Genomic DNA, 23,030 nt, shown 5'->3' with positions numbered 1-23,030 from the left:
GGGAGCCGGAAGGCGGTCGTAAGCGGGTCGGAAGGAGGTCAGACCGCGGGCGGGACGACGGGCTGGGACTGGGTGGCGCAGTGGATGCCACCGCCGCCGCTGGCGATGTTGTTGATCCTGACCTGGACCACGGTCCGGCCCGGGTACGCCGCCCGCAGGATGCCGACGGCCACGTCGTCGGCGTAGGTGTCCCCGAACTGGGGCACGAGGACGCCGCCGTTCACCGTGTAGTAGTTGGTGTAGCTGGACAGGAAGTCCTTGCCCCTGCCGGTGATGTAGCGGCGGTCGGGGCCGGGGAGTTCCGTGATCTCCAGCCGGCGCCCCTTCGCGTCGGTGGCGCTCTGCAGGACCTTCTTGGTCTCGTTGTAGACGGCGACCCACTTGCTGTTGGCGTCGGGGCCGGGCTGGTCGAGGATGACCTTGCCGGGCGCGACGAAGCGGGCGAGGCAGTCGATGTGACAGTCCGTGATGTCCGCCCCGGCCAGGCCCGGGACCCAGATCACCTTGTCGGCGCCGAGCGCCCACTTCATCGACTGCTCCACCTGATCCTGGGTCATGCCCGGGTTCCGGTTGCCGTTCACCATGGAGCTGACCGTCGCCATCAGCGTGCCCTCGCCGTCGGTCTCCAGCGAACCGCCCTCGCCGACGAACGGCGCCTGGATCCGGTTGACCCCGTACTGGCTCAGGAGCGTCGTGGCCGCCACCGCGTCGTTGGCGTAGGGCTGGTAGTAGCTGGTGCCGCTCTTGCCCCAGCCGTTGAAGTTGGTGTCCACGCCGGCGACGGCACCGGGGGCGACGACGAACGTAGGGCCGAAGTCGCGGATCCAGAGGTCGTCGACGGCTATCTCGACGACGTCGATGGGGTGGTGGGCGCCGGTGCCGCACACGTACCGCGCGTCGGCGGCCTGCGAGGGGCGCGCCAGGACGACGACCGGCTCGAACCGGGAGATGGCGTGCGCGACGCGCGCGATGTCGTCGCGGACGCCGCCGAGCTGGTTGGGCCAGATCGACGACAGCGCGGGCCAGGCCATGAAGGTACGGACATGGGGGTCGGTCTCGGCGGGCATCCGCAGCGTGGTTCCGGCGGCGGTCCCGGCCGCGACGGCGGGCGTGGGCAGTGCGGACCCGAGGGCGGCGAGGGGCACGGCGGCCGCCCCGAACTGGAGGAGCCTGCGTCGCGACGTGACAGGTGTGGTCATGGAACTTCCCTGGTGATGGAGGGGGATGAGGGTCTTTCGCCGCCCATCCTGGGGGTGACTGAAAATTCAGTCAAGATCACTTAAGGACCATCGCGAGCCCCGCCCACCAGCTCCCCCGGCTCCTCCGGCCGGCCCGTTCACCCTGGTCGCGAGCGGCGGACCGGGGCGCGAAGGCCCGCCCCCGGACGGGTCTGTTCACCGCGGACCACGGGCTCACACGGATGGCCGATGCCGTGAGCACGGCCCCGCCGTTACGTTCGCGGTGCCGATCTTGTGCCACCCCCCACCGAGGAGTCCCCGTGTCGCACCGTGCCCGGCTGCCCCGAATCCTCCGCGCCCTCGCCGGCGCCACCCTGCTCGCCGTGGTCTCCGTCGCCCCCGCCACGGCGGAACCGGCCGGCCCCGGCGCGCGGGCGGCCGCCGGGGGGCTGCCGTCGATCTTCCCGCCCGACGGTCTCGTCGGACGTCTGGTGAACGTGGGGTCCGGCAAGTGCCTGGAGATCGCGGACGGTTCGCACGAGGACGGGGCCCGCGCACAGCAGTGGGACTGCGTGGGGGTACCGCAGCAGACCTGGAGGTGGGAACTCAGGGGGATCTGGTACGACCAGTGGGAGCAGGAGCGCCACAACTACCGCCTGATCAACGTCGCGAGCGGCAAGTGCCTGGAGATCGCGGACTTCTCCCGGGCCGACGGCGCCCGCGCGCAGCAGTGGACCTGCGCCAACGTCGGCTCCCAGATCTGGGACTTCCCGTACGCCAGCTACCGGCGCACGATGATCTACAACTTCCACAGCGGCAAGGCCCTTGAGATCGCCGATGGTTCGCGGGCGAACGGGGCCCGTGCCCAGCAGTGGGGAGTGCCGCACATCGTGCCCAATCACATGCAGTGGGACTTCTGAGCGGTCGCCGCGGGAGCGGGGGGAGGCCGCTCCTGGCGGGGAGGCCGCCCTTCGCAGGGAGGTCGCCCTTCGCGAGGAGGCCGCTCGCGTCGGCGTGGGTGGAGCCGGACGTCCGGAAGGCGCGCTGTCGGAGGGGTGGCGAGAACTTGCCAGGTGGCCACCCGTTCGGTGCATGGCCAGCGGTGATTACGCTCCGTAATGTCGTGGGTGTCCACGGAGTCGGAGTCCGTCCCGGGAGGTTCCCATGCGCCTGTTCGCCGCTGCTCTGGCATGCGCGGCCGCGATCGGACTCGTCGCGCCCGCGCTTCCCGGGCCCGGGGTGCCGGACGACCCACGGCCGGGCTCGGCGGCGCGCGCCGAGCCCGGCGGGGACCTCGCGTGGACGACCGTCGGCGACGCGGAGGGCTTCCACGTCCTCACCGCCAAGCAGTCCGAGGGGCACAGTTGGCGGACCGTCACCTCGCTGTCCGAGCCCGGGATCGAGACGGACCGGTGGATCGGGAACGCCTGTCTGACGGCCTCGGGGCGCAGACTGGTGGTCGTGTACGCGCCCCGGGGCTTCACCAACCGGCCCGAACTCTTCCTGCGCGGCGGCTACTCGGCGGTCGTGGACCTGGACACCGGGGCCGTGCGCAAGCTGCCGGTGCGGACCACGCTCGCCTACTACAACCCGGGGTGCGGCGCGGGTGAGGAGGCCGTGCTCACCCAGGCCGGCGACAGCGATCTGGGGCGGACCCGGCTGATGACCCTGGACACCGCCGAGGGCACGCTCGCGGCGCCCGTCACGGTGGCCGGGCAGCTCACCTCCGCGATCCCGACCTCCCAGGGGCCGGTGGCCGCCAGTGGATCGCGGGTCGTACGGGTCGCCCCGGACGGGTCCCTGCGGACGCTGGCGCGCTCCACCGGCACGCCGTTCGAGCTCCACCCCGACGGGGACGGCGGGGTGTGGTTCATGGACCACACGGCCGACCAGGTGCGCGTCCGCCGCCACCACGACGGCGCCACCCGCTCCTACGCCGTCGCCGCGACCGGCCGCGTCGGTCTGTCACCGGGCGCCCGGGGGCGGATGTTCCTGACCGGCCTTCCCGGCGACAGGCGCCTCCCACGCGGCACGGCGGGCCCGGGCGAGACGGCGGGCGCGCTGCCGGCGATCGCCTCCTGGCTGCCCGTTCCGGCCGGCGCCGCCGCCTCCTCGACCGGTGCCCTCGCGGTCACCGAGACATTCGCCGGGACATTCGCCGAGACCGAGTACGGCGGGGGAGACCGCGCGGCCGACGGGCCGCGCATCACGACGGTGGCCGTGCCGAGCGGGCGCCGGAGCGTGGCCGGAGTCCTCGCCGAACGGCGCGCACCGGCCCTGCCGGAACAGGGGCACGCTCCGTCGCCGCTCCCCGGGGCGCGCCCCGCGGCCGGTCCGCGCGCCGCCGAGGACCCGCACGACCCCGTGGACGCCGACCGCACCTGCTCCGTCGTCCGGGGCGACGTCCGCACGCAGGTGTACCAGCCGACCCCCCACCAGGTGGAATGGGCCGCCGACATGCTCGCCCAGGGGCGCCTCGACCTGGAACGGCCGGCGAACTGGAAGGGCTCGGGCCTGCCCGCGTACGCGCCTAACCGGATGTTCCCGCCCGTCCCGCTGGCCGGCGGAGGGCACATCCCGGCGCAGATCCTCCTCGGCATCACGGCCCAGGAGTCCAACATGTGGCAGGCCTCGCGCCACACCGTGGAGGGGCTCACCGGGAACCCGCTCATCGGCAACTACTACGGCATCCCGTTCAAGGTCGCCGCCGACGAGAACCAGTGGGACGTGTCCTGGACACACGCCGACTGCGGGTACGGCATCACCCAGGTCACCGACGGCATGCGGCTGGCCGGCCGCACCAAGCCCGGCGAGGTCGCCCTGCCGCCCGACCAGCAGCGGGCCATCGCCGTGGACTATGCCGCGAACCTCGCCGCGGGCGCCCGCATCCTGGCCGAGAAGTGGAACGAGCAGGCCGCGCACGGCATGAAGGTCCACGACGGGGACCCGGCGCTCATCGAGAACTGGTTCATGGCGGTCTGGGCGTACAACAGCGGCTTCTGGCCCAAGAAGGGAGCCGGCGAGCCCTGGGGGCTCGGCTGGCTGAACAACCCGGCCAACGCCCACTACAACTGGAACCGGCTCCCGTTCCTCGACGGCCGGCCCGGCGACGCTTCGCACCCCCAGGAATGGCCCTACCCGGAGAAGGTCCTCGGCTGGGCCGCCAACTCCATCGGCAAGGCCACCCAGACCGGAGCCGGGTTCCAGCCCGCCTGGTGGACCACCGACGCCCTGCGCCGCCAGGTCAAACCCCCACAGCTGCTGTTCTGTTCGGTGCAGGCCAACGACTGCGACCACAGCCGCACCTTCGTGCCCGACGACCCGTCCGTCATGCCCACGCAGGCCGGCGAGAAGCCCGAGCCGCCCAGCCACTGCGGTCACGTCAACCCGGCCACCGGAAAGTACGACCTGCGGTGCTGGTGGCACGAACCGGTGGCCTGGAAGGTCGCCTGCGCCCAGCAGTGCGGCCACGAGAAGATCCGCTTCGACGCGGGGAAGCACCCCAACCCTCCCGACACCGCGATCCACCGGCCGAACTGCCAGGCCGAGGACCTTCCCCAGGGCGTCCTCGTCGTGGACGACGTCCCCGCGGACGTCCCCGCCGTCACACCCGCCGCGTGCCCGCGCCGCAGCGACGGCACCTTCACCTTCGACTTCGCCAAGGACGGCCAGACCGGGGACTACCTGTCCAAGGTCGACCTCCACCAGATCGGCGGCGGCTTCGGCGGCCACTTCTGGTTCACCCACAGCCGCGCCGGAGCCCTGGGCGAGCGCCTGAAGACGACCGGACGCTGGGAACTCGGACGCGAACTGGACGGCTGGGCCCGGGTCATGGTCCACATGCCCGACCATGGCGCCCACACCCAGCAGGCCGCCTACACCGTCCACACGGCGGACGGCCCCAAGCGCCGCACACTGCTCCAGCGCACCGAGGAGAACCGCTGGGTGCCCCTGGGCGCCTTCCGGTTCACCGGGCGGCCGAGAGTCGAACTGTCCTCCCTCACCGGCGGCGCGCCCGACGGCAAGGAGGACCTCGCCTTCGACGCCATCGCCTTCCAGCCCCTGCCGGGCAAGCCACGGCACCAGATCGTCGTCCTCGGCGACTCCTTCGCCGCCGGCGAGGGCGCCTCGCCGACCAACGGATCGAAGTACTACCCCGAGTCCGACCGGATGGGCCTGACCCTCTACGCCAACGCCTGCCACCGCTCGTACGCCGCCTGGTCCCGCAAGACCCGGCTGCCCGGCAGCCGGCACACCCTCGGCTACCGGACCGACGTCTGGGACCCCGAGATCGACGCCCACCTCCTGGCCTGCAGCGGGGCCCGCACCCAGATGCTCCTGCCGACGGCCGCCCCCGGACAGGAACCCGTACGCAACGCCTTCGGGCTGGCGGCCGAGGGTCAGCACCGCGAGCCCTCGCAGCTCGACAAGGGCTTCCTCGACGCGAACACCACCCTGGTCCTGCTGTCCATCGGAGGCAACGACACCGGATTCGCCGACATCTTCACCACCTGCTTCGTCACCGTGGCCTGCCACGAGAACTTCCTGCTGGACCTGGACGGCACGACGAGAAAGCGGATCAGCGAGAAGGTCGCGCCCTCCGTGCGGACTGCCCTGCGAGAGATCGCCAAGGCCGCGCCGAACGCCAAGATCGTCGTCATGGGATACGTGAAACTGTTCACGGCCTCCTGCGACACGACCTCTCAGCCCGACCAGACCGCCGCCCTCAACCCGGAAGCCGGAGAGGTCGAGTGGATGGGCAGGATCACGCTCCATCTGCGCGACCACATCGCCGCCGCGGTCAAGGACCTCAGAGAGGGCTCCGACCACCTCGACGTCCACTTCACCGATCCCATCGACCGCTTCGGAGCACGAGGGGTGTGCGGCAACCCCGAGGCGGTCAACGCCGGCATCCCCAAGCCCACCCGGGGCGAAGGTACCAAGGGCGGATTCCCCGGCCTCAACCCCCCGATGAGCCAGCAGTCCTTCCACCCCAACGAACTCGGCACCACCCTCCTCGCCGACGCCCTCACCACCGACCTCGCCCAGCTGCTGCCCCAGCCCTGACCGGAAGGCCCTGACCGGAAGGCCCTGACCGGAAGGCCCCGACTGGAAGGCACGGGCCGGAAGGCCCTCGCCCCCGTTCAACACCTTCAACACATCGCCGCCCGGCGACCGTGGTCGCCGGGGCGGTGGCCGAGCCATGCTGGCCGAAACAGGGCTGGTGCACGGAGCGGAGGGTGCGCGTGGAGGCATGGTCAACCGACGGCGGCGCGGTCGGGATCGGTGCGATGAGTGTGTATCTGCCCCGGCTGCGCGTGGACCTGCGGCAGTGGTGCGCCTGGACCGGGCACGACTGGGGGAAGGTGGGCACCGTCACCGGCAGAGCCTTCCGGATGTGCGGGCCGGACGAGGACGTCTACACGATGGCCGCGACCGCCGCGCTCCGGCTGATCGTCGACAACGACGTCGACCCGGGCACGGTGGGGTTCCTGGCCCTCGGCACCGAGTCCAGCACCGACAACGCCGTCGGCACCGCCACGGTGCGCGGGATGGTCGACCGGGAGCTCCGCCGGCGGGGCCTGCCCTCCCTGCCCCAGGACGTGGAGATACCGGAGTACAAGCACGCCTGCCTCGGCGGCATGTACGCGCTGTGTGGCGCCGCCCGCTTCGTGCGGTGCGACGCGCGCGGTCGGCGCGGACTCGTGGTGGCCTCGGACGTCGCCGAGTACGAGAGGGGCAGCTCGGGCGAGCAGACCCAGGGCGCGGGGGCCGTCGCGATGCTCGTGGAACGGTCGCCCGCGCTCGTCGAGATCGACCTCGACGACGTCACCGGCGTCTCCGCCTACCGGGGCCCGGACTTCCGCAAACCCGTCGCCCGCCACCGGCTGCCCGGCTACGCCCCGCACACCGAACGCCCCAGCGACTTCCCGGTGTTCAGCGGCCGCTACTCGGCGACCGCCTACCTCGACGCGGTCACCGGCGCCGTCGAGGCCCTGTGGAGCCGCGGCGACACCAGCCCCGCCGAGCAGCTCGAAGGCCTCGGGGCACTGTTCCTGCACCGGCCGTTCCGCCGGATGCCGCTCCAGGCCCTGTCGTTCCTGTACGCGCGGGCCCTGGCCGCCTCACCCGGACGCCAGGAGGAACTGGCCGCGCTCTGCCAGGAGTGCGGGATCGCACCGGAGGACGTACGGGCCGAGCTGAGCCACCGGCCCGACCTGTATGCCGCGGTGCTCGCCGGGGACCTGGCCCCCGATCCGTACCCCGTCACCACGCGACTCGCCGCGAGCCTGCGCCACCGGGAAGCCTTCCAGGACTTCGCGCGGTCGGCGCTCGGGCCCGGGCGGGACCTCGTCGACGACGTGGGGAACCTCTACACGGCGGCCCTGCCCGCCTGGATCGCGGCGGGCCTCGAAACGGCCGCCGAAAGGGAAGCCGACCCCACTCCCGCCGCCATGCTCGCCCTCGGCTACGGCAGCGGCGACGCGGCGCTCGCCCTGCCCTTCACCCTCGCCCCCGGCTGGCGGGACGCGGCCCGCCGCATCGGCTTCGCCCGCGCGCTCGACCACCCGGTGGACCTGGACCAGGAGCGCTACGAGGCCCTGCACGACCGGCGGGAGGTGCCCGGTCTGCACCTGCACCCGCTCGACCGTTTCACCGTGGTCGCCACCGGCGAGCGGTACGGGCGGGACTTCCAGGACCTCGCCGTCGACTACTACGCGTACGAGTACTGAGGTGGCCGAGATGACCGCACACCCCCGGACCACGACCGCCGCCCCCGGCGCAGCCGCACCGGACCCCGCCCCCGCGCCGGACCTCGTCGAGGAGCTGGCCTCCGGCCGGAGGTCCCTGCACGCCCTGCCGGCGGAGCTCGGAGTCGACGAGGCGGCGCGGCTCCGGCGTACCGCCCTCGAACACCGGCACCGGATCGGGCTGCCGGGCGTCGGGGCGTACACGATGGACCTGGACAGGGCCCGTTGCGAGAACGTCCTCGGCGCCGTACAGGTGCCGCTGGGCGTGGTCGGCCCGCTCACCGTCCACGGCGAGCACGTGCGCGGCGAAGGCCTCCACGTCCCCCTCGCCACCACCGAAGGCGCGCTCGTGGCCTCGGTCGCACGCGGTTGCCGCGCGCTGCGGGAAGCGGGCGGGGTCACCGTCCGCGCCGAGGAGGTGGGCATCACCAGGGCGCCGGTCTTCGCCACCTCCGGCATCGAGGAGAGCCGTCGGCTCGTGGAGTGGATCGAGGGCAACGGGCCCCGGCTCGCCGCCGTCGCCGCCGAAGGCAGCACCCACCTGCGGCTCCTGGAGATACGCCCCCGGATCGTCGGACGCTCCGTCTACCTGAGGTTCCGTTTCACCAGCGGCGACGCCATGGGGATGAACATGGCGACCGTCGCCTGCGAACGGATCGTCCGCGAGCACATCGAACCGGCCACCGGCACCCGTTGCGTCGCCCTCTCGGGCAACTACTGCGCCGACAAGAAACCCGCAGCCGTCAACCTCATCGAAGGCAGGGGCAAACGCGTCACCGCCGAGGCCCGCCTCGACGCCGCCGTCCTGGCGCGCGTGCTCCGCACCGGGCCCGAGCGGCTGTGTGAGGTGAACTACCGCAAGAACCTGCTCGGTTCGGCCGTCGCCGGATCGCTGGGAGGCTTCAACGCCCACTACGCCAACATGGTCGCCGCCTTCTTTCTCGCCACCGGACAGGACCTCGCGCACGTCGCCGAGGCCTGCCAGGGCATCACGTGCGTCGAGCCGTACGAGGACGGGGTGTACGTCTCCGTGTTCCTCCCCGACGTACCCCTGGCCACCGTCGGGGGCGGCACCGGCCTGGACACCCAGCGGGAGGCGCTCGCCCTCCTGGGGATCGGCACGAGCGGGGGCGGAGGGCGGAACACCGAAGGCGAGACCCCGGCGCCCGGCACCGAGGTCCTGCGGCTCGCCGAGATCCTCGGCGCCGTCGTCCTCGCCGGCGAACTCAACCTCCTCGCCGCGCTCGCCGGCGGCGACCTCGCCGCCGCACACCAGAAACTCGGCCGCCCGGTGGCCCCGTGAGCGCCGCCCTCACGGGCCAGGCGCCCGCCGTCCGGGCCACGGCGCCCGGCAAGGTCGTGCTGTCCGGGGAGCACGCGGCCGTCCTGGGCCGCCCCGCCCTGGCGGCGGCCCTCGGCCGCCACTGCACCGCCTCCATCGCGCGACGGCCCGACGACCGGGTCGCCCTCCTGCTGCCCGGCCCCGGCGTGCGGCGGCTCACCGACTGGCCGACGGTGATCCGGTACGAGGCCGAGGCACGGGACCGGTGGGCCGCACGGACCGCCACACGGCGCCCCGGAGACTTCGCGGCGGTCCGCGGCGACGACCCGGCGCATCTCGTGCTCGCCGCGCTCGGCGAGACCCTCCGCCACCTGCCGGAACCTCCCGGCGGTGTGACCCTGACCGTCACCTCGGACCTGCCGTCCGGCGCCGGTTTCGGCAGCTCCGCCGCCGTCGCGGTCGCCGTCTGCGCGGCGCTCCTGGCGTACGCGCGGGGCCACCCCGATGCCGACGCGGTGGCCGAGGCGGCCGGACGCACGGAGGAGCTCCAGCACGGCAGCCCGTCGGGCATCGACACGGCGACCGTGCTGCGGGGCGGGCTGCTCTGGCTCGCTCCCGACGGGCGGGGGACCGCCGAGGCGCGGTCGCTTACCGTCTCCGACGGCGCCCTCGACCTGTTCGCCCTGCACCACACCGGCCCGGCGGCCGAACCGACCGGGCAGGTCGTCGCGGCCGTACGCGACCGGCTCACGCCCCGGCTCCTCGACCGCGCTGCGCGACGCGCTGACCGCGCCCGTCCCGGACCCGGCCGAAGTCATCGCGGCCGTCCGGGAGAGCGCCCGCTTCCTGGCCGCGATCGGCGTGGTCCCGCCGCCGGTGGCCGCCCTCGTCCGCGCCGTCGAGGACGCGGGCGGCGCGGCCAAGGTCTGCGGCGCCGGATCTCTGCGCGGACCGGGCGCGGGCGCGCTGCTCGTCGTCCGGCCGCCCGGGGGAGCCGCGCCGGTCCCCGGTCTCACCCCCTCGACCCGTATCGATGCGCCCCTCGGCGCGCCAGGCCCGCACTGGGAGACCACCCCGTGAACGAACCCCTGAAGGGCACGGCGACCGCCGTCGCCCCCGCCAACATCGCCCTCATCAAGTACTGGGGCACCCGCGACGAGGCCGCCGTCCTGCCGGCCAACCCCTCCCTGTCCATGACGCTCAGCCGGTGTGTGTCCCGCTGCACCGTGCGGCGCCTCGACGGCGCGGACGGCGCGGACGAGATCTGGTGGCGCTCCGCCGACGGGAGCACCGGGCCCGCGCCCGCCCCGGTGGCCGAGGGCATCCGCCGCCATCTGTCGCGGCTGCGCGGACCGGGAGGGCCCGCGCTGCGGATCGTCACCGGGAACACCTTCCCCACCGCCGCCGGAATCGCCTCCTCGGCCTCGGGGTTCACGGCGCTGACCCTTGCGGTGACGACGGTCCTGGACGCGGAGCCGGAGCGGGGACGCCTCTCCGTGCTGTCCCGGCTGTCCGGCTCGGGCTCGGCGGCGCGCTCCGCCTTCGGCGGCTTCGTCCGCTGGCCCGCGTCACCGGAGGACCCGGCGGGGCCGGCCGCCCCGGTGGCGCCCGCCGAGCACTTCCCGCTGTGCGACGTGATCGCGGTGGTGGACGACCGTCCCAAGGAGACCAGCTCCCGCGAGGGCCACCGACGCGCCCTGACGAGCCCGTACTTCACCCGCCGCCTGGAGATCCTGCCGGAGCGGACCAGGGCCGTCGAACAGGCCCTGCGGGACCGTGACTTCGCGACGCTCGCCGAGGCCGTCGAGGCGGAGGCGATCGACCTGCACCTGATCGCCATGTCGGCCTCGCCCCCCACCTTCTACTGGCGTCCGGCGACCCTCGCCGTCCTCGCCGCCGTGCGCGGCCTGCGGGACGCGGGCCTGGACGCCTGCGCCACCATCGACGCGGGACCGAACGTGCACGTCCTGACGACCCCCGCCCATGTCGACGAGGTCCGGACGGCCGTCGCGGCCGTGCCCGGGGTGCTCCGTACCCTCACCGACGAGGCGGGCGACGGCCCCTTCCTCTCGGCGGACCACCTGGCCGCGCCCTGAGCTCCTGTCGCCTGTCGAACGCGGCGTTGCACGCGTTGAAAGTACTCGAAACCGGCCCGTATGAGGTGATAGCGGTTGGCGTACGTGTGAGGAAGAGATCGGAGTGACCCGATGCCCCGTCGTCGCGCCGCCAACGACCGTCTGCGTTCCCTCCTGCGCGAGGCGGACTGGACGCAGGAGGCCTGTGCCCGGGCCGTGAACGCAGCGGGTGCGGAGACCGCCGTACGCCTGGCCTACGACCGGACGGCGGTGGCGCACTGGCTGGCCGGCACGGAGCCGTACGAACCGGTGCCGCTGCTGATAGCCGAGGCGTTCACCCGGCGGCTCGGGCGGACGGTGACGCCGGAGATGCTCGGCTTCGGCAGGGCCGCCGTACGCGAGCCGTCCCACGAGCAGCCCGAAGCGCCTGCCGAGGTGCTGCTCGCCGCCGCGTGCGATGCGGGGGAGGACGGGGCCGGGACCCGGGTGCCGCCCTACCGGGCGCTGACCCGGACGCCCCGGTGGCGGGAGCGGTCCGAGCCGCGGGCCGTGGCGGCCGGGCGCGGGCCGCTGCCACGGGTCGGCGCGGGCGAGGCCGAGCTGCTCGGCGACGCCGTACGGCACTTCGCCCGCGCGATGGCCACCCACGGGGGCGCCCACGCGCGCCGCTCCCTTGCCGTCTACCTCTCCGACACCGCCGCGACCTGGCTGCGGTCGCCCGCCGACCCGGACACCCACCGCGAGTTGCGCCGCGAGACGGCCCGGCTCACCCTCGTCCTCGGCCTGATGTACGCGGACATGGGCGAACACGGCCGGGCACAGCGCTACTTCACGGCCTCCCACACCCTGGCCGGCGAGGCCGGTGACAAGACGGCGTGGGCGATCGCGCTCCGGGCGCTGTCCGGGCAGGCGCTCGCCCTCGGGCATCGCACGGCGGCGCTCCGGTGCGCGCTCGCGGCGGTCGACGCGACGGCCGGCCGAGCCCCGGGCGCCGTGCGGGCGTACACGCTCGCGCAGCTCGGAGTCGTACGGGCGGCGACGGGGGAGGAGCGGGCCGCGCTGCACACCCTCGACCAGGCGGAACGGGCGCTGGCCGAAGCCGACGGCGACGGCCCCTTCCACTCGTACCCGGAGAGCGCGCTCGCCTTCCAGACCGCCGAGGCGCACCGGCTGCTCGGCCGCCCGTCGCCGGCGCTCAAGGAACTGAGGCGCTCGGTGCGGGTGCGGGCGCCGCACGACCGGCGGGGCCTCGCGCTGTCCCTCGCCCGGCAGGCCGAGCTGCTGTTCTCCTGCCGCCGGCTCGACGAGGCGTGCGCGGTGTGGGAGGAGTTCGTCGACGCGCGCGAGGGCCTGCGCTCCCGTACGGTCACCGACGCCTCGCGCTCCCTGCGCGCCGCGCTCGCCCCGCACGCCAAGCACCGTCCCGTCCGCTCCCTCCTGCGGTACGAGGCGGCGGTGTCAGGCCGGACCGGCCACGGTTGAGCCCGCCGCCACGCGGCGCCCGACACGCGGCACCCGACACGCCGGGCCCGGGCGCTCCCCTCACCCTTTCGGCGGGCCGTGAGGGGGAGCTCCCGGCGCACGGCCGCACGATGGACCCATGAACGACCCGCTTCTCTACGCCCTGGTCAGACCCGCCGCGACCCCCGCCGCCGTCCCTCCGGGCGCCCCGGCGTCCCGTCCCTCAGGGAAGGAACGCGTGGAAGGGCCCGTCGGGCGCGCGGTCACGCGAGCACAGGGTCACGTCCCTGCCCTTCACATAGGCGAGGAACCACTCGCCGAACGTCATCTCGTAGAGGGTCCAGGACGGGCTGTCCATCTCCTGGACGAGGACGCGCCACGGTGACGAGGGGGCGTCGGGCACACGGAGGAAGACCATCTCGCCCGTCGTGGCCGTCGCCACCGGCAGCAGTTCGCCCGGGGCCGCCCCCGCCGGATCCGGCAGGAACTCGGCCATGTCCTCCTCGTTCCAGAACTCGAGGTCGCCGCGGATCATGCTGCCCAGGTCGTGCAGAAGGTGCCGGGCGGGGTGCTTCAGATACAGCTGGTCGTTGACGACGACCGAGCCGTAGGCGTCGACGATCTCCCGGAAGTCCGGGGGGAATTCGACGCCGAGCTCGTTCTCCAGCTCGGTCCAGGGCGCCGGATCGGACCAGTTGAACCGAGGCTCGCCCAGTACCGCCCGTATCTCCGAAAGCGTTGCCACCGACAGACCCCTTCTCGCGCGTGAGCGCAAGAACCTATCAGGCGACCGATTCCGCCCCGCCGGGACCGGAGGTCACGCTCCCTTGACGCCCCAGCCCGGCAGGACGAGACTCCGCACGGTCAAGAACCCCCACGCCCGCATGGCCTCGTTCCGTCCCCGAACGAAGGGTTCCGTCCATGACCGCGACCGCCTCCTCCGGTAGATCCGGAGCCTCCGAACTCGGCGAGGGCCGGGCCGAACTCGCGCCCGGCGCAGTCCCCGAGGACCCGCGCTTCGTCAACGACGACCTGCTGCCGGTGCCGCTCGCGGAGCGCCGCTGGACCACGTACAACTTCGCCGCCCTCTGGGTCGGCATGGCGCACAACATCCCGTCCTGGATGCTCGCCTCCGGTCTCGTCGCCCTCGGCATGGACTGGAAGCAGGCCGTCCTCACCATCGCGCTCGCCAACGTCGTCGTCCTGCTCCCGATGCTGCTCACCGGGCACGCCGGACCCAAGTACGGCATCCCGTTCCCGGTCCTCGCCCGCGCCTCCTTCGGGCTGCGCGGCGCCAACCTCCCCGCCCTCATCCGGGCCGGGGTCGCCTGCGCCTGGTTCGGCATCCAGACCTGGATCGGCGGGCAGGGCATCTTCATCCTGCTCGACAAGGTCATCGGCGAGCTCGCCGGCGACGGCTGGGCGGACGCGGCGCGGATCGCCGGGCAGCCGTGGACCCTGTGGCTCTGCTTCGTGCTCTTCTGGGCGCTCGAACTCGCCATCATCCACCGGGGAATGGAAACCCTGCGCCGCTTCGAGAACTGGGCGGCGCCCTTCGTCATCGTCGGCGCGCTCGCCCTCCTCGTCTGGATCACGGTCAAGGCGGGCGGTCTCGGCCCCCTCCTCGACCAGCCCTCCCGGCTCGGCTGGGGCGCCGACTTCTGGCCGGTCTTCTTCCCCTCCCTGATGGGCATGATCGCCTTCTGGGCGACCCTCAGCCTCAACATCCCGGACTTCACCCGCTTCGGCGCCGGCCAGCGCTCCCAAGTCCTGGGCCAGACCCTCGGGCTGCCCACCACGATGACCCTGTTCGCGCTGCTCTCGGTGCTCGTCACCTCGGGCTCCCAGGCCGTGTACGGGGCTCCCGTCTGGGACCCGGTGGCCCTCGCCGCCCGGACAGACAGCGTCTTCGCGCTCCTCTTCGCCCTGGTCACCGTCCTCGTCGCGACCCTCTCGGTGAACATCGCGGCGAACGTCGTCTCCCCGGCGTACGACCTCGCCAACCTGGCGCCGAGAGTGGTGAACTTCCGGACGGGCGCGCTGATCACCGGCGTCGTGGGCGTCGTCATCATGCCGTGGAAGCTCACCGCCACCCCCGAGCTGTACATCTTCACCTGGCTCGGTCTGGTCGGCGGACTCCTCGGCACCGTCGCCGGCATCCTCATCGCCGACTACTGGCTCGTCCGCCGCACCGTTCTCGACCTCGCCGGGCTCTACCGCGCCGACGGCCCCTACTGGTACCGGGGAGGCTGGAACCCGGCGGCCGTCCTCGCCTTCGCGGTCGGCGGCGTCCTCGCCGTCGGAGGCTCCCACTCGGCCCCCGGCGCGGGACCCTTCCCCGAGGACGGCCTGATCCCCTTCCTCAAGCCTCTCGCCGACTACGGCTGGGCCGTCGGCCTCGCCGCCTCCCTCCTCCTCTACACCGCCCTCATGAGGCGCGCGGGAGCCGCCCGATCGTCCGCTCGATCCAGCTGAGGTAGGACCCGACCCGGGTGTTCACCGCGGGGGTGTCGGTCGCGCACCCCTTCCCGTACGACACCAGACCGATCACGTACGGCCGCCGCCCGGCCATGTGCACGAGCGGACCGCCGGAGTCGTACTGGCAGGTGTCCCGCCCGGGCGCGTACGTGCACAGCTGCGAGGCGGTGACCCGCGCCATGCCCCTGCTCCCGCACACCGGGTTGCTCATGGTGTCCAGGGTCACCGTCCGCAGCACGTCCGAGGTCCGTCCGCCGAACGAGGTGGTCCCCCAGCCGTGCGCCTCCACGCGCGCGTGGTCCAGGGCGTCCCGCCCGTACGAGGCCGGCAGCGCGATCGGGCGCACGTCCCGGTTGAACGCGACGGGTTCGGAGAGCCGCACCAGGGCGATGTCGTTCCGCTGGCTCTCCGGGTCGTACGCGGGGTGCACCAGAAGCCGGGCGGGGGTCACCAGTACCGCGTTCGGGCTGTCGTCCCGAGAGGTCAGGTCGTGATCGCCGAGCAGCACCCCCACGCGCGCGGTGCTGCTGTACGACCCCGTCAGGCAGTGCGCGGCCGTCACCACGTACCGCTCCGTGATCAGCGCCCCACCGCACATCACCCGCCCCTCCTCCCGGTCCACGAGACCCGCCATGTACGGGTACTGATGCGGCCTCGCCTCCTCGCCGCCCACGATCCCGCGCGCCGCCCCGGCCCCCAGCGCGCAGACGGCCACGACGGCCCCCGTCACCGCGGCCGCGGCCTTCCTCGCCCAACCCATGAACCCTCCGTACGCACCCTGGCCGGCCTCACCGGCCTCGCCCCGGGCCCCGTCGGCGCTGCCGAGACGTTTCCTCACCCCGGTCCGGCGCCTCCGTCCGGCCCGTCGCGACGTCAACGATCAGGGCGCGGCCCGGTCACGTCCGGTTGACGCCGGGCCGGGGAGGGGCGCGGCACGCGCGCGCGAAAGGACCCGCATGGTCGCAGGCCCGGGCGGACCGGGGATGCCGGCCAGGGGAACGGGGGGTGACGGCGGGGCCGTACCGCTTGTCAGAAGGGCGTGCTTTGCTGGAGGCATGATCGGAGACTTCCTTGAGCACGTCCTCGACGGCGGTACGGGCGAGGTGGAGGAGGCGGTCCGCAAGGCGGCCGCCGCCGAGATCATGCCGAGGTTCCGGCAGCTCGCCGCCGACGAGATCCTGGAGAAGAACGGGCCGCACGACCTGGTGACCGTCGCCGACCGGGCGGCGGAGGCCCATCTGACGGCTTCGCTGACCGCGCTGCTGCCCGGCTCCGTCGTCGTGGGCGAGGAGGCCGTGCACGCCGACCCCGCCGTCTACGAGGCGCTGCGGGGCGACGCGCCGGTGTGGATCGTCGACCCCGTCGACGGCACCCGCCAGTTCGTCCACGGCGACCCCGCCTTCTGCACCCTCGTCGCCCTCGCCCTGCGCGGCGAGGTGCTGGCGTCCTGGACCTTCGCGCCCGCCCTTGACGAGTTCGCCGTCGCGGTGCGCGGCCGGGGCGCCACCCTCGACGGGCGGCCGTTGCGCTCCGGATCGCCCGAGCCCGGCGCGGTCGTCGAGGTGGCGACCTCGCACCCGGACTACACGACCCCCGAGCAGAAGCGCGCCCTGCTCTCCCTGGACACGGAGGGCGTGCGCCGCCGGCCCTGCGGCTCGGCGGGCCTCGAATACCTGGCGGTGGCGCGCGGCGCGCTCGACGCCACCGCGTTCACCTGGGAGTACGCCTGGGACCACGCGGCCGGCCTGCTCCTCGTCGCCGAGGCCGGCGGCACGGACCTGACGGTCGCGGGGGAGCGGTTCCGCATCGCCGGGGGCAACGCGCTGCCGTTCACCGCGGCCCGGGACGCGGCGACGGCGGAGCGGATACGAGCGCTGCTCGCGGGCCTGTGAGACGGACCGGGGCGCGGCGGTACGGGGACTCCCCGGGGGCCTGTGAGGCGGCCGGCGGCACCGGCCTATCCTGGGGGCCTTGGCCACCGGCTGACGAAGGAGTCCGAAGGTGACGAACGGGACGTCGATGCTCGATGTGGTCGTCGTGGGGGCCGGGCCCAACGGACTCACCGCGGCGGTGGAGTTGGCCCGGCGGGGCTTCTCGGTGGCCCTGTTCGAGGCCGAGCCGACCGTCGGCGGCGGCGCCAGGACCGAGGAACTGACGCTTCCCGGCTTCCGGCACGACCCCTGTTCCGCCGTGCACCCGCTCGGGGCCGGTTCGCCCGTCTTCAAGACGATGCCGCTCGACCGGTACGGACTGGAGTGGCTGCACCCCGAACTGCCCATGGCCCACCCCTGGGACGACGGCACCGCCGCCGTCCTCGCCCGGTCCGTCGCCGAGACCGCCGCATCCTTCGGGCCGCGCGACGCGGGCACGTACCGCAGGCTCGTCGAGCCGTTCGTCGCCAGGTGGGACACCCTGGCCAAGGACTTCATGCAGCTGCCGCTCACCGCGCTGCCCCGCGACCCGGTCACCCTCGCCCGCTTCGGACTCGCCGGACTGCCGCCGTCCACCTGGCTGATGCGCAGGTTCCGGGACGAGAAGGCCCGTGCGCTGTTCGCCGGGCTCGTCGGCCATGTCATCGCCCCGCTGGGCGGTTTCGCCACCGGAGCGGTCGGCCTGGTCTTCGCGCTGGCCGCGCACGCCGGCGGCTGGCCGATGCCCCGGGGCGGCTCGCAGTCCATCTCGGACGCGCTCGCCGCCTACCTGAAGGACCTCGGCGGCGAGGTCCACACCGACTTCGAGGTCAAGCGGCTCGACGACCTGCCGCCGGCCCGCGCCTACGTCTTCGACACCTCGCCGACCGCGCTCGCCCGGATCGCGGGCTTCGGCGGGCACTACGACCACTACAAGTACGGCGCCAGCGTCTTCAAGATCGACTACGCGCTCGACGGACCCGTACCGTGGACCGCCGACGAGGCCCGGCGCGCCGGCACCGTCCAGATCGGCCCCACCGCGGGCGAGATCGACACCGCCCTGTGCGAGGCCTCCTCCGGCACCGCCCCCGACGTCCCCTTCCTCATCACCGCGCAGCCCAGCCTCGTCGACCCGTCCCGCGCCCCCGAGGGCAAGCACGTCTTCTGGGCCTACGGCCACGTGCCCAACGGCTGGCGCGGCGACCTCACGGAGGCGATCGAGCGCCAGATCGAGCGCTTCGCCCCCGGCTTCCGCGACCGCGTCCTCGCCCGCGCCACCGCGGGACCGCCCGAACTCGCCGCGCGCAACGCCAACTACGTCGGCGGCGACATCGCCTGCGGCGCCGCCCGCGGCCTCCAGCTCCTGCTGCGCCCCACCCTCTCCCTCCGCCCCTACGCCACCCCGCACCCGGCGGTCTTCCTCTGCTCCTCCGCCACCCCGCCGGGCCCCGGCGTGCACGGCATGTCCGGGCACAACGCGGCGAAGGCCGTGTGGCGGCGGCTGCGAAAATAGACTGCCCCCATGGCCAAGTACTTCGACGTCCACCCCGACAACCCCCAGCGCCGCACGATCACCTCGGTCGCGGACTCCATCCGGAACGGGGCGCTCGTCGCGTACCCGACCGACTCCTGCTACGCGCTCGGCACCCAGCTCGGCAACCGTGACGGCCTCAACCGCATCCGTGCCATCCGCGACCTCGACGACCGGCACCACTTCACGCTGATGTGCGAGAACTTCGCGCAGCTGGGCCAGCTCGTGCAGATCGACAACGACGTGTTCCGCGCCGTGAAGGCGTCCACGCCCGGCGCGTACACCTTCATCCTGCCGGCGACGAGGGAGGTGCCCCGCCAGCTGCTCCACCCCAAGAAGAAGACGGTCGGCGTCCGCATCCCCGACCACGTCATCACCCAGGCCCTCCTCGCCGAACTCGGCGAGCCGCTCCTCTCCAGCACCCTCCTCCTGCCCGACGAGGCCGAACCGCTGACCCAGGGCTGGGAGATCAAGGAACGCCTCGACCACCAGGTGGACGCGGTCCTCGACTCCGGCGACTGCGGCACCGAACCGACCACCGTCGTCGACTTCTCCAGCGGCGAGCCCGAGATCGTCCGCCGCGGTGCCGGCGACACCACCCGCTTCGAGTAGGCCACCCCACCGAACGGGCCACCACCCGCGAGGCGGCCCTTACGGAACCGGGCGTGATCACCGTACGGTCGACCGGCATCCGCTCACCCGGACCGACGGAGGACCGAGTCACGTGATCGTCATCGCCCACGTCAGCGACATCCATGTCGACACGGAGCCGCGCAGCGCGGAACGCACCCGCGCGGTCATGCGCTACCTGGAGGAACTCCCGTACGACCTCGCGGCCGTCCTCGTCACCGGGGACATCGCCGACCTCGGGAACCCGCCGGGGTACGCGATCGCGCGGGAGCTCCTGGTCTCGCGCCACCCGCTGCTCGTCTGCCCCGGGAACCACGACGTCCGCGCCGACTTCCGCAAGGGCCTCCTGCCGGAGGGCGCCGGGGAGCGGCCGGACGCGCCCGTCAACCAGGTGCTGCGCGGCGAGGGCTTCGTGATCGCCCTCTGCGACTCGTCCGTGCCCGGCGAGGACGAGGGCTACCTGGAGGACGAGACGCTGGAATGGCTGGACGGCGTCCTCACCGGCACGCCGCGGGACGTGCCGGTCCTCGTCGGCTTCCACCACCCGCCGGTGCCGCTGCACACCCCGTACGTCGACGGGATCCGGCAGTTCGGCGAGGAGCGGCTCGTCGCACTCGCCGGCCGCCACCCCCACCTCAAGGCCTTCCTCGCGGGGCACGCCCACACGGCGGCCGCCACCACCTTCGCCGGGCGTCCGCTGCTCGTCGCCCCCGGGGTGGTCTCCGCGCTCCGGCTCCCCTGGGAGAACCCGAGCCCCGAGGACGAGAACGTCCACCTCACCCTGCCGCCCGGTCTCGCCTTCCACGTCCTGGGCGACGACGGCAGGCTCACCACCCACTACCGGACCGTCACCGTCTGACGCCCCGGCCACTGCTGGCGCCCCGGGGCCGGGGCCGGACGACCATGTCGTTTTCTCGCCAGCCCGGGCGTCGTCCGTCCCCGATCCTGGAAGCATGCACACCGACACCGAGCGCTGCGTGCGGGCCGTCCAGTCGAAGGACGCCCGCTTCGACGGCGTGTTCTTCACCGCCGTTCGCACCACCCGGATCTACTGCCGGCCCAGCTGCCCGGCCGTCCCGCCCAAGCCCGAGAACATGGAGTTCCACCCCAGCGCCGCCTCCTGCCAGCGCGCCGGCTTCCGGGCCTGCAAGCGGTGCCGGCCCGACACCAGCCCCGGCTCGCCCCAGTGGAACGTCCGGGCCGACGCCGTCGCCCGTGCCATGCGGCTCATCCAGGACGGCGTGGTCGACCGCGAGGGCGTCCCCGGGCTCGCCCGGCGGCTCGGCTGGTCCACCCGCCAGATCGAACGCCAGCTGCTCGCCGAACTCGGCGCCGGACCGCTCGCCCTGGCCCGCGCCCAGCGCGCCCAGACCGCCCGGGTGCTCATCGAGACGACCCCGATGCCCCTCGGGCAGGTCGCCTTCGCGGCCGGCTTCTCCTCGATCCGCACCTTCAATGACACCGTCCGCGAGGTCTTCGCCCTCACCCCCGGCGAACTCCGCGCCCGCGCCGGCCGCCGCTCACCGGACCGGGCGACCGCCACGCCCGGCGTGATCAGCCTCCGGCTGCCGTTCCGCGCCCCGCTGGAACCCTCCAATCTCTTCGGCCACCTCGCCGCGACCGCCGTCCCCGGCGTCGAGGAATGGCGCGACGGCGCCTACCGCCGCACGCTGAACCTCCCGTACGGACACGGCATCGTCGCCCTCGCCCCGCGCCCCGACCACATCGCCTGCCGGCTCTCCCTGACCGACCCCCGCGACCTCACCCACGCGATCAGCCGCTGCCGACGGCTCCTCGACCTCGACGCCGACCCCGTCGCCGTCGACGAACGGCTGCGCACCGACCCGCTCCTCGCACCCCTCGTCGACAAGGCGCCCGGGCGCAGGGTTCCCGGCAGCGTCGACCCCGCCGAGTTCGCCGTCAGGGCCGTCCTCGGCCAGCAGGTGTCCACCGCCGCCGCCCGCACCCACGCCGCCCGGCTCGTCACCGCGCACGGCGTGCCCGTCGACGACCCCGAGGGCGGCCTCACCCACCTCTTCCCGACCTCCGAGGCGCTCGCCGCCCTCGACCCCGAGACCCTCGCCCTGCCGCGCAGCCGCCGCACCACGCTCCTCACCCTGGCCGGGGCCCTCGCCGACGGCACGCTCACCCTCGGCCCCGCCGACGACCGGGAAGAGGCCCGCGCCCGGCTGCTCGCCCTGCCCGGCTTCGGACCGTGGACCACCGAGATCATCGCCATGCGGGCGCTCGGCGACCCCGACGCCTTCCTCCCCGGCGACCTCGGCGTCCGCCGCGCCGCCGAAGGACTCGGCCTGCCCGGCACCCCCGCCGCCCTGGTCGCCCGCGCCGCGCACTGGCGCCCCTGGCGCGCCTACGCCGTCCAGTACCTCTGGGCGACCGACGACCACCCGATCAACCTGCTGCCCAGCGAAGGACTCTGAACCGCCATGGCACCCACCGTCCGGCACACCGTCGTCGACAGCCCCTACGACCCGCTGACGCTCGTCGCCGTCGACGGCGTCCTCAGCCGCGTCCACATGACCGGCCAGCGGCACCGACCGCCCGAGGAGACCTTCGGCGAACCCGACCCACGCCCCTTCGGCGAAGCCGTCCGCCAGCTCGACGCCTACTTCGTCGGCGAACTCACCACCTTCGAGCTGCCGTTGAACCTCATCGGCACCCCGTTCCAGCTGCGGGTCTGGGAGCAGCTCCTCAACATCCCGTACGGCGAGACCCGCACCTACGGCGAACTCGCCGAGGAACTCGGCAACCCGGGCGCCTCCCGTGCCGTCGGCCTCGCCAACGGCAAGAACCCGGTCAGCATCATCGTCCCCTGCCACCGGGTGATCGGCGCCGGCGGCGGCCTCACCGGCTACGGCGGCGGCCTCGACCGCAAGCAGCGCCTCCTCGCCTTCGAATCGGGCGCGGCCGAGCCGGAGGCGCTGTTCTAGCGGACACCCGCTAGCGGAGCCGGTCGAGGAGCGCGGGCAGCGCCGAGCCGATCGGCTCGCGTACGACCTCGTCGGCGACCGGGTCGTACGGGGTGGGCTCGGCGTTCACGATGACGAGGCGGGCGCCGTTGTCGGCGGCGATCCCGGCGAGGGAGGCCGCGGGCTGTACCTGGAGGCTGCTGCCGACCACCACCATCACCTCGGTGGCCTTGGCGATCGACATGGCCTCGCCGAGCACCACCGGATCGAGCCGCTGCCCGAACATGACGGTCGCCGACTTCAGGATGCCGCCGCAGACCAGGCACGCCGGGTCGTCCTCGCCGGCCCGCACGCGGTCGAGCGCCTCGGCCATCGAAGAGCGCGCGTGACAGGCCGTGCACACCACCGACCGCGCCGAGCCGTGGAGTTCGATCACCTTCCGCGCGGGCACCCCGGCGGCCTGGTGCAGACCGTCCACGTTCTGCGTGATCACCCGCAGCGCGTTCCCGGACGTCCGCTCATAGGCGGCGATCGCGCGGTGCGCCACGTTCGGCTCGGCGCTCAGGACCGGGCCGTCGAGCCGCATCCGCCACGAGCGGCGCCGGATCTCCGGATCGGCCATGTACGGCCCGTACGTCACGAGCCGCTCCGCTTCCGGGTCGCGTCGCCACAGGCCGTTCGGCCCCCGGTAATCGGGGATGCCCGAGTCCGTGGAGATACCGGCACCACTGAGGATCGCGACCATCGTCATAGGGAAACCCTAGGCACCACCGAACCGCTCCCGCGAGCGGGTTTCGGGGTGT

At 73.6% G+C, this 23,030-nt stretch carries 17 protein-coding genes; 13 read left to right on the top strand and 4 right to left on the bottom strand.

All coding sequences use genetic code 11. From position 1 onward, the window contains the following. Positions 1 to 38 precede the first annotated feature (38 nt). Positions 39 to 1,199, bottom strand: coding sequence for an agmatine deiminase family protein (locus ACZ7G1_RS08630; RefSeq protein WP_470873472.1), 1,161 nt, complete (start codon positions 1,197 to 1,199; stop codon positions 39 to 41). 299 nt (positions 1,200 to 1,498) lie between these two features. Here ACZ7G1_RS08630 and ACZ7G1_RS08625 point away from each other — a divergent pair, with 299 nt between their 5' ends. The 6 genes from ACZ7G1_RS08625 to ACZ7G1_RS08600 all read left to right on the top strand — a co-directional run bounded on the left by ACZ7G1_RS08625 (position 1,499) and on the right by ACZ7G1_RS08600 (position 12,769). Further along, positions 1,499 to 2,098, top strand: coding sequence for an RICIN domain-containing protein (locus ACZ7G1_RS08625; protein WP_470873474.1), 600 nt, complete (start codon positions 1,499 to 1,501; stop codon positions 2,096 to 2,098). Positions 2,099 to 2,342: 244 nt separating this feature from the next. Further along, the gene (locus tag ACZ7G1_RS08620; RefSeq protein ID WP_470873476.1) at positions 2,343 to 6,245 is read left to right on the top strand and encodes a GDSL-type esterase/lipase family protein; all 3,903 of its coding nucleotides are present in this window, start codon (positions 2,343 to 2,345) and stop codon (positions 6,243 to 6,245) included. A 110-nt stretch (positions 6,246 to 6,355) separates the two neighbouring features. Continuing rightward, positions 6,356 to 7,912 (top strand): hypothetical protein, encoded by a 1,557-nt coding sequence (locus tag ACZ7G1_RS08615; protein WP_471204017.1) that lies wholly within the window; start codon positions 6,356 to 6,358, stop codon positions 7,910 to 7,912. 10 nt (positions 7,913 to 7,922) lie between these two features. Next, on the top strand, positions 7,923 to 9,233 hold the full coding sequence (locus ACZ7G1_RS08610) for a hydroxymethylglutaryl-CoA reductase (protein WP_470873479.1): 1,311 nt from the start codon (positions 7,923 to 7,925) through the stop codon (positions 9,231 to 9,233). After that, positions 9,230 to 11,308, top strand: a complete 2,079-nt coding sequence (gene mvaD / locus ACZ7G1_RS08605; protein WP_470873481.1) for a diphosphomevalonate decarboxylase — start codon at positions 9,230 to 9,232, stop codon at positions 11,306 to 11,308. The genes ACZ7G1_RS08610 and mvaD overlap by 4 nt, the downstream gene beginning before the upstream one ends. A gap of 111 nt (positions 11,309 to 11,419) precedes the next feature. Continuing rightward, positions 11,420 to 12,769: a hypothetical protein gene (locus ACZ7G1_RS08600; RefSeq protein ID WP_470873482.1), complete on the top strand. Its 1,350-nt coding sequence runs from the start codon at positions 11,420 to 11,422 to the stop codon at positions 12,767 to 12,769. Positions 12,770 to 12,971: 202 nt separating this feature from the next. Here the strand turns inward: ACZ7G1_RS08600 and ACZ7G1_RS08595 are convergent, their stop codons facing one another. Then, a complete protein-coding gene (locus ACZ7G1_RS08595; protein WP_470873483.1) occupies positions 12,972 to 13,493 on the bottom strand; it encodes an SMI1/KNR4 family protein in 522 nt (173 codons plus the stop codon). A 176-nt stretch (positions 13,494 to 13,669) separates the two neighbouring features. Between ACZ7G1_RS08595 and ACZ7G1_RS08590 the strand changes: the two genes are divergently transcribed. Continuing rightward, a complete protein-coding gene (locus ACZ7G1_RS08590; RefSeq protein WP_470873485.1) occupies positions 13,670 to 15,223 on the top strand; it encodes an NCS1 family nucleobase:cation symporter-1 in 1,554 nt (517 codons plus the stop codon). Here the strand turns inward: ACZ7G1_RS08590 and ACZ7G1_RS08585 are convergent. Further along, positions 15,177 to 15,986, bottom strand: coding sequence for a serine protease (locus tag ACZ7G1_RS08585; protein ID WP_470873486.1), 810 nt, complete (start codon positions 15,984 to 15,986; stop codon positions 15,177 to 15,179). The genes ACZ7G1_RS08590 and ACZ7G1_RS08585 overlap by 47 nt on opposite strands. Before the next feature lie 295 nt (positions 15,987 to 16,281). On the opposite strand from ACZ7G1_RS08585, the gene ACZ7G1_RS08580 reads away from it, so the two are divergent. The 6 genes from ACZ7G1_RS08580 to ACZ7G1_RS08555 all read left to right on the top strand — a co-directional run bounded on the left by ACZ7G1_RS08580 (position 16,282) and on the right by ACZ7G1_RS08555 (position 22,248). Further along, on the top strand, positions 16,282 to 17,118 hold the full coding sequence (locus ACZ7G1_RS08580) for an inositol monophosphatase family protein (protein ID WP_470873488.1): 837 nt from the start codon (positions 16,282 to 16,284) through the stop codon (positions 17,116 to 17,118). A gap of 127 nt (positions 17,119 to 17,245) precedes the next feature. Next, a complete protein-coding gene (locus ACZ7G1_RS08575; RefSeq protein ID WP_470873903.1) occupies positions 17,246 to 18,649 on the top strand; it encodes a phytoene desaturase family protein in 1,404 nt (467 codons plus the stop codon). 9 nt (positions 18,650 to 18,658) lie between these two features. Beyond that, on the top strand, positions 18,659 to 19,279 hold the full coding sequence (locus ACZ7G1_RS08570) for an L-threonylcarbamoyladenylate synthase (RefSeq protein ID WP_470873490.1): 621 nt from the start codon (positions 18,659 to 18,661) through the stop codon (positions 19,277 to 19,279). 112 nt (positions 19,280 to 19,391) lie between these two features. Continuing rightward, positions 19,392 to 20,156 carry a metallophosphoesterase gene (locus ACZ7G1_RS08565; protein WP_470873492.1) on the top strand — a complete coding sequence of 255 codons (765 nt, stop codon included), beginning with the start codon at positions 19,392 to 19,394 and terminating at the stop codon, positions 20,154 to 20,156. Positions 20,157 to 20,250: 94 nt separating this feature from the next. Further along, on the top strand, positions 20,251 to 21,738 hold the full coding sequence (locus ACZ7G1_RS08560) for an AlkA N-terminal domain-containing protein (protein ID WP_470873493.1): 1,488 nt from the start codon (positions 20,251 to 20,253) through the stop codon (positions 21,736 to 21,738). Positions 21,739 to 21,744: 6 nt separating this feature from the next. Further along, positions 21,745 to 22,248 carry a methylated-DNA--[protein]-cysteine S-methyltransferase gene (locus tag ACZ7G1_RS08555; protein ID WP_470873494.1) on the top strand — a complete coding sequence of 168 codons (504 nt, stop codon included), beginning with the start codon at positions 21,745 to 21,747 and terminating at the stop codon, positions 22,246 to 22,248. A 10-nt stretch (positions 22,249 to 22,258) separates the two neighbouring features. Here the strand turns inward: ACZ7G1_RS08555 and ACZ7G1_RS08550 are convergent, their stop codons facing one another. Continuing rightward, entirely contained in the window at positions 22,259 to 22,978 is a 720-nt protein-coding gene (locus tag ACZ7G1_RS08550) for an SIR2 family NAD-dependent protein deacylase (protein WP_470873496.1), read from the bottom strand. Between the last annotated feature and the right edge of the window lie 52 nt (positions 22,979 to 23,030).

It is taken from the genome of Streptomyces sp. NPDC037273 (genome assembly GCF_055603625.1).
This window is presented reverse-complemented; position numbering and strand designations above follow the sequence as displayed.

What these genes read in the sequence shown, in the direction of transcription:
- ACZ7G1_RS08630 (WP_470873472.1), bottom strand. Translation starts at nt 1,199, where the DNA reads ATGACCACACCTGTCACGTCGCGACGCAGGCTCCTCCAGTTCGGGGCG.
- ACZ7G1_RS08620 (WP_470873476.1), top strand. Translation starts at nt 2,343, where the DNA reads ATGCGCCTGTTCGCCGCTGCTCTGGCATGCGCGGCCGCGATCGGACTC.
- ACZ7G1_RS08610 (WP_470873479.1), top strand. Translation starts at nt 7,923, where the DNA reads ATGACCGCACACCCCCGGACCACGACCGCCGCCCCCGGCGCAGCCGCA.
- ACZ7G1_RS08600 (WP_470873482.1), top strand. Translation starts at nt 11,420, where the DNA reads ATGCCCCGTCGTCGCGCCGCCAACGACCGTCTGCGTTCCCTCCTGCGC.
- ACZ7G1_RS08590 (WP_470873485.1), top strand. Translation starts at nt 13,670, where the DNA reads ATGACCGCGACCGCCTCCTCCGGTAGATCCGGAGCCTCCGAACTCGGC.
- ACZ7G1_RS08585 (WP_470873486.1), bottom strand. Translation starts at nt 15,986, where the DNA reads ATGGGTTGGGCGAGGAAGGCCGCGGCCGCGGTGACGGGGGCCGTCGTG.
- ACZ7G1_RS08580 (WP_470873488.1), top strand. Translation starts at nt 16,282, where the DNA reads ATGATCGGAGACTTCCTTGAGCACGTCCTCGACGGCGGTACGGGCGAG.
- ACZ7G1_RS08575 (WP_470873903.1), top strand. Translation starts at nt 17,246, where the DNA reads ATGCTCGATGTGGTCGTCGTGGGGGCCGGGCCCAACGGACTCACCGCG.
- ACZ7G1_RS08570 (WP_470873490.1), top strand. Translation starts at nt 18,659, where the DNA reads ATGGCCAAGTACTTCGACGTCCACCCCGACAACCCCCAGCGCCGCACG.
- ACZ7G1_RS08560 (WP_470873493.1), top strand. Translation starts at nt 20,251, where the DNA reads ATGCACACCGACACCGAGCGCTGCGTGCGGGCCGTCCAGTCGAAGGAC.
- ACZ7G1_RS08555 (WP_470873494.1), top strand. Translation starts at nt 21,745, where the DNA reads ATGGCACCCACCGTCCGGCACACCGTCGTCGACAGCCCCTACGACCCG.
- ACZ7G1_RS08550 (WP_470873496.1), bottom strand. Translation starts at nt 22,978, where the DNA reads ATGACGATGGTCGCGATCCTCAGTGGTGCCGGTATCTCCACGGACTCG.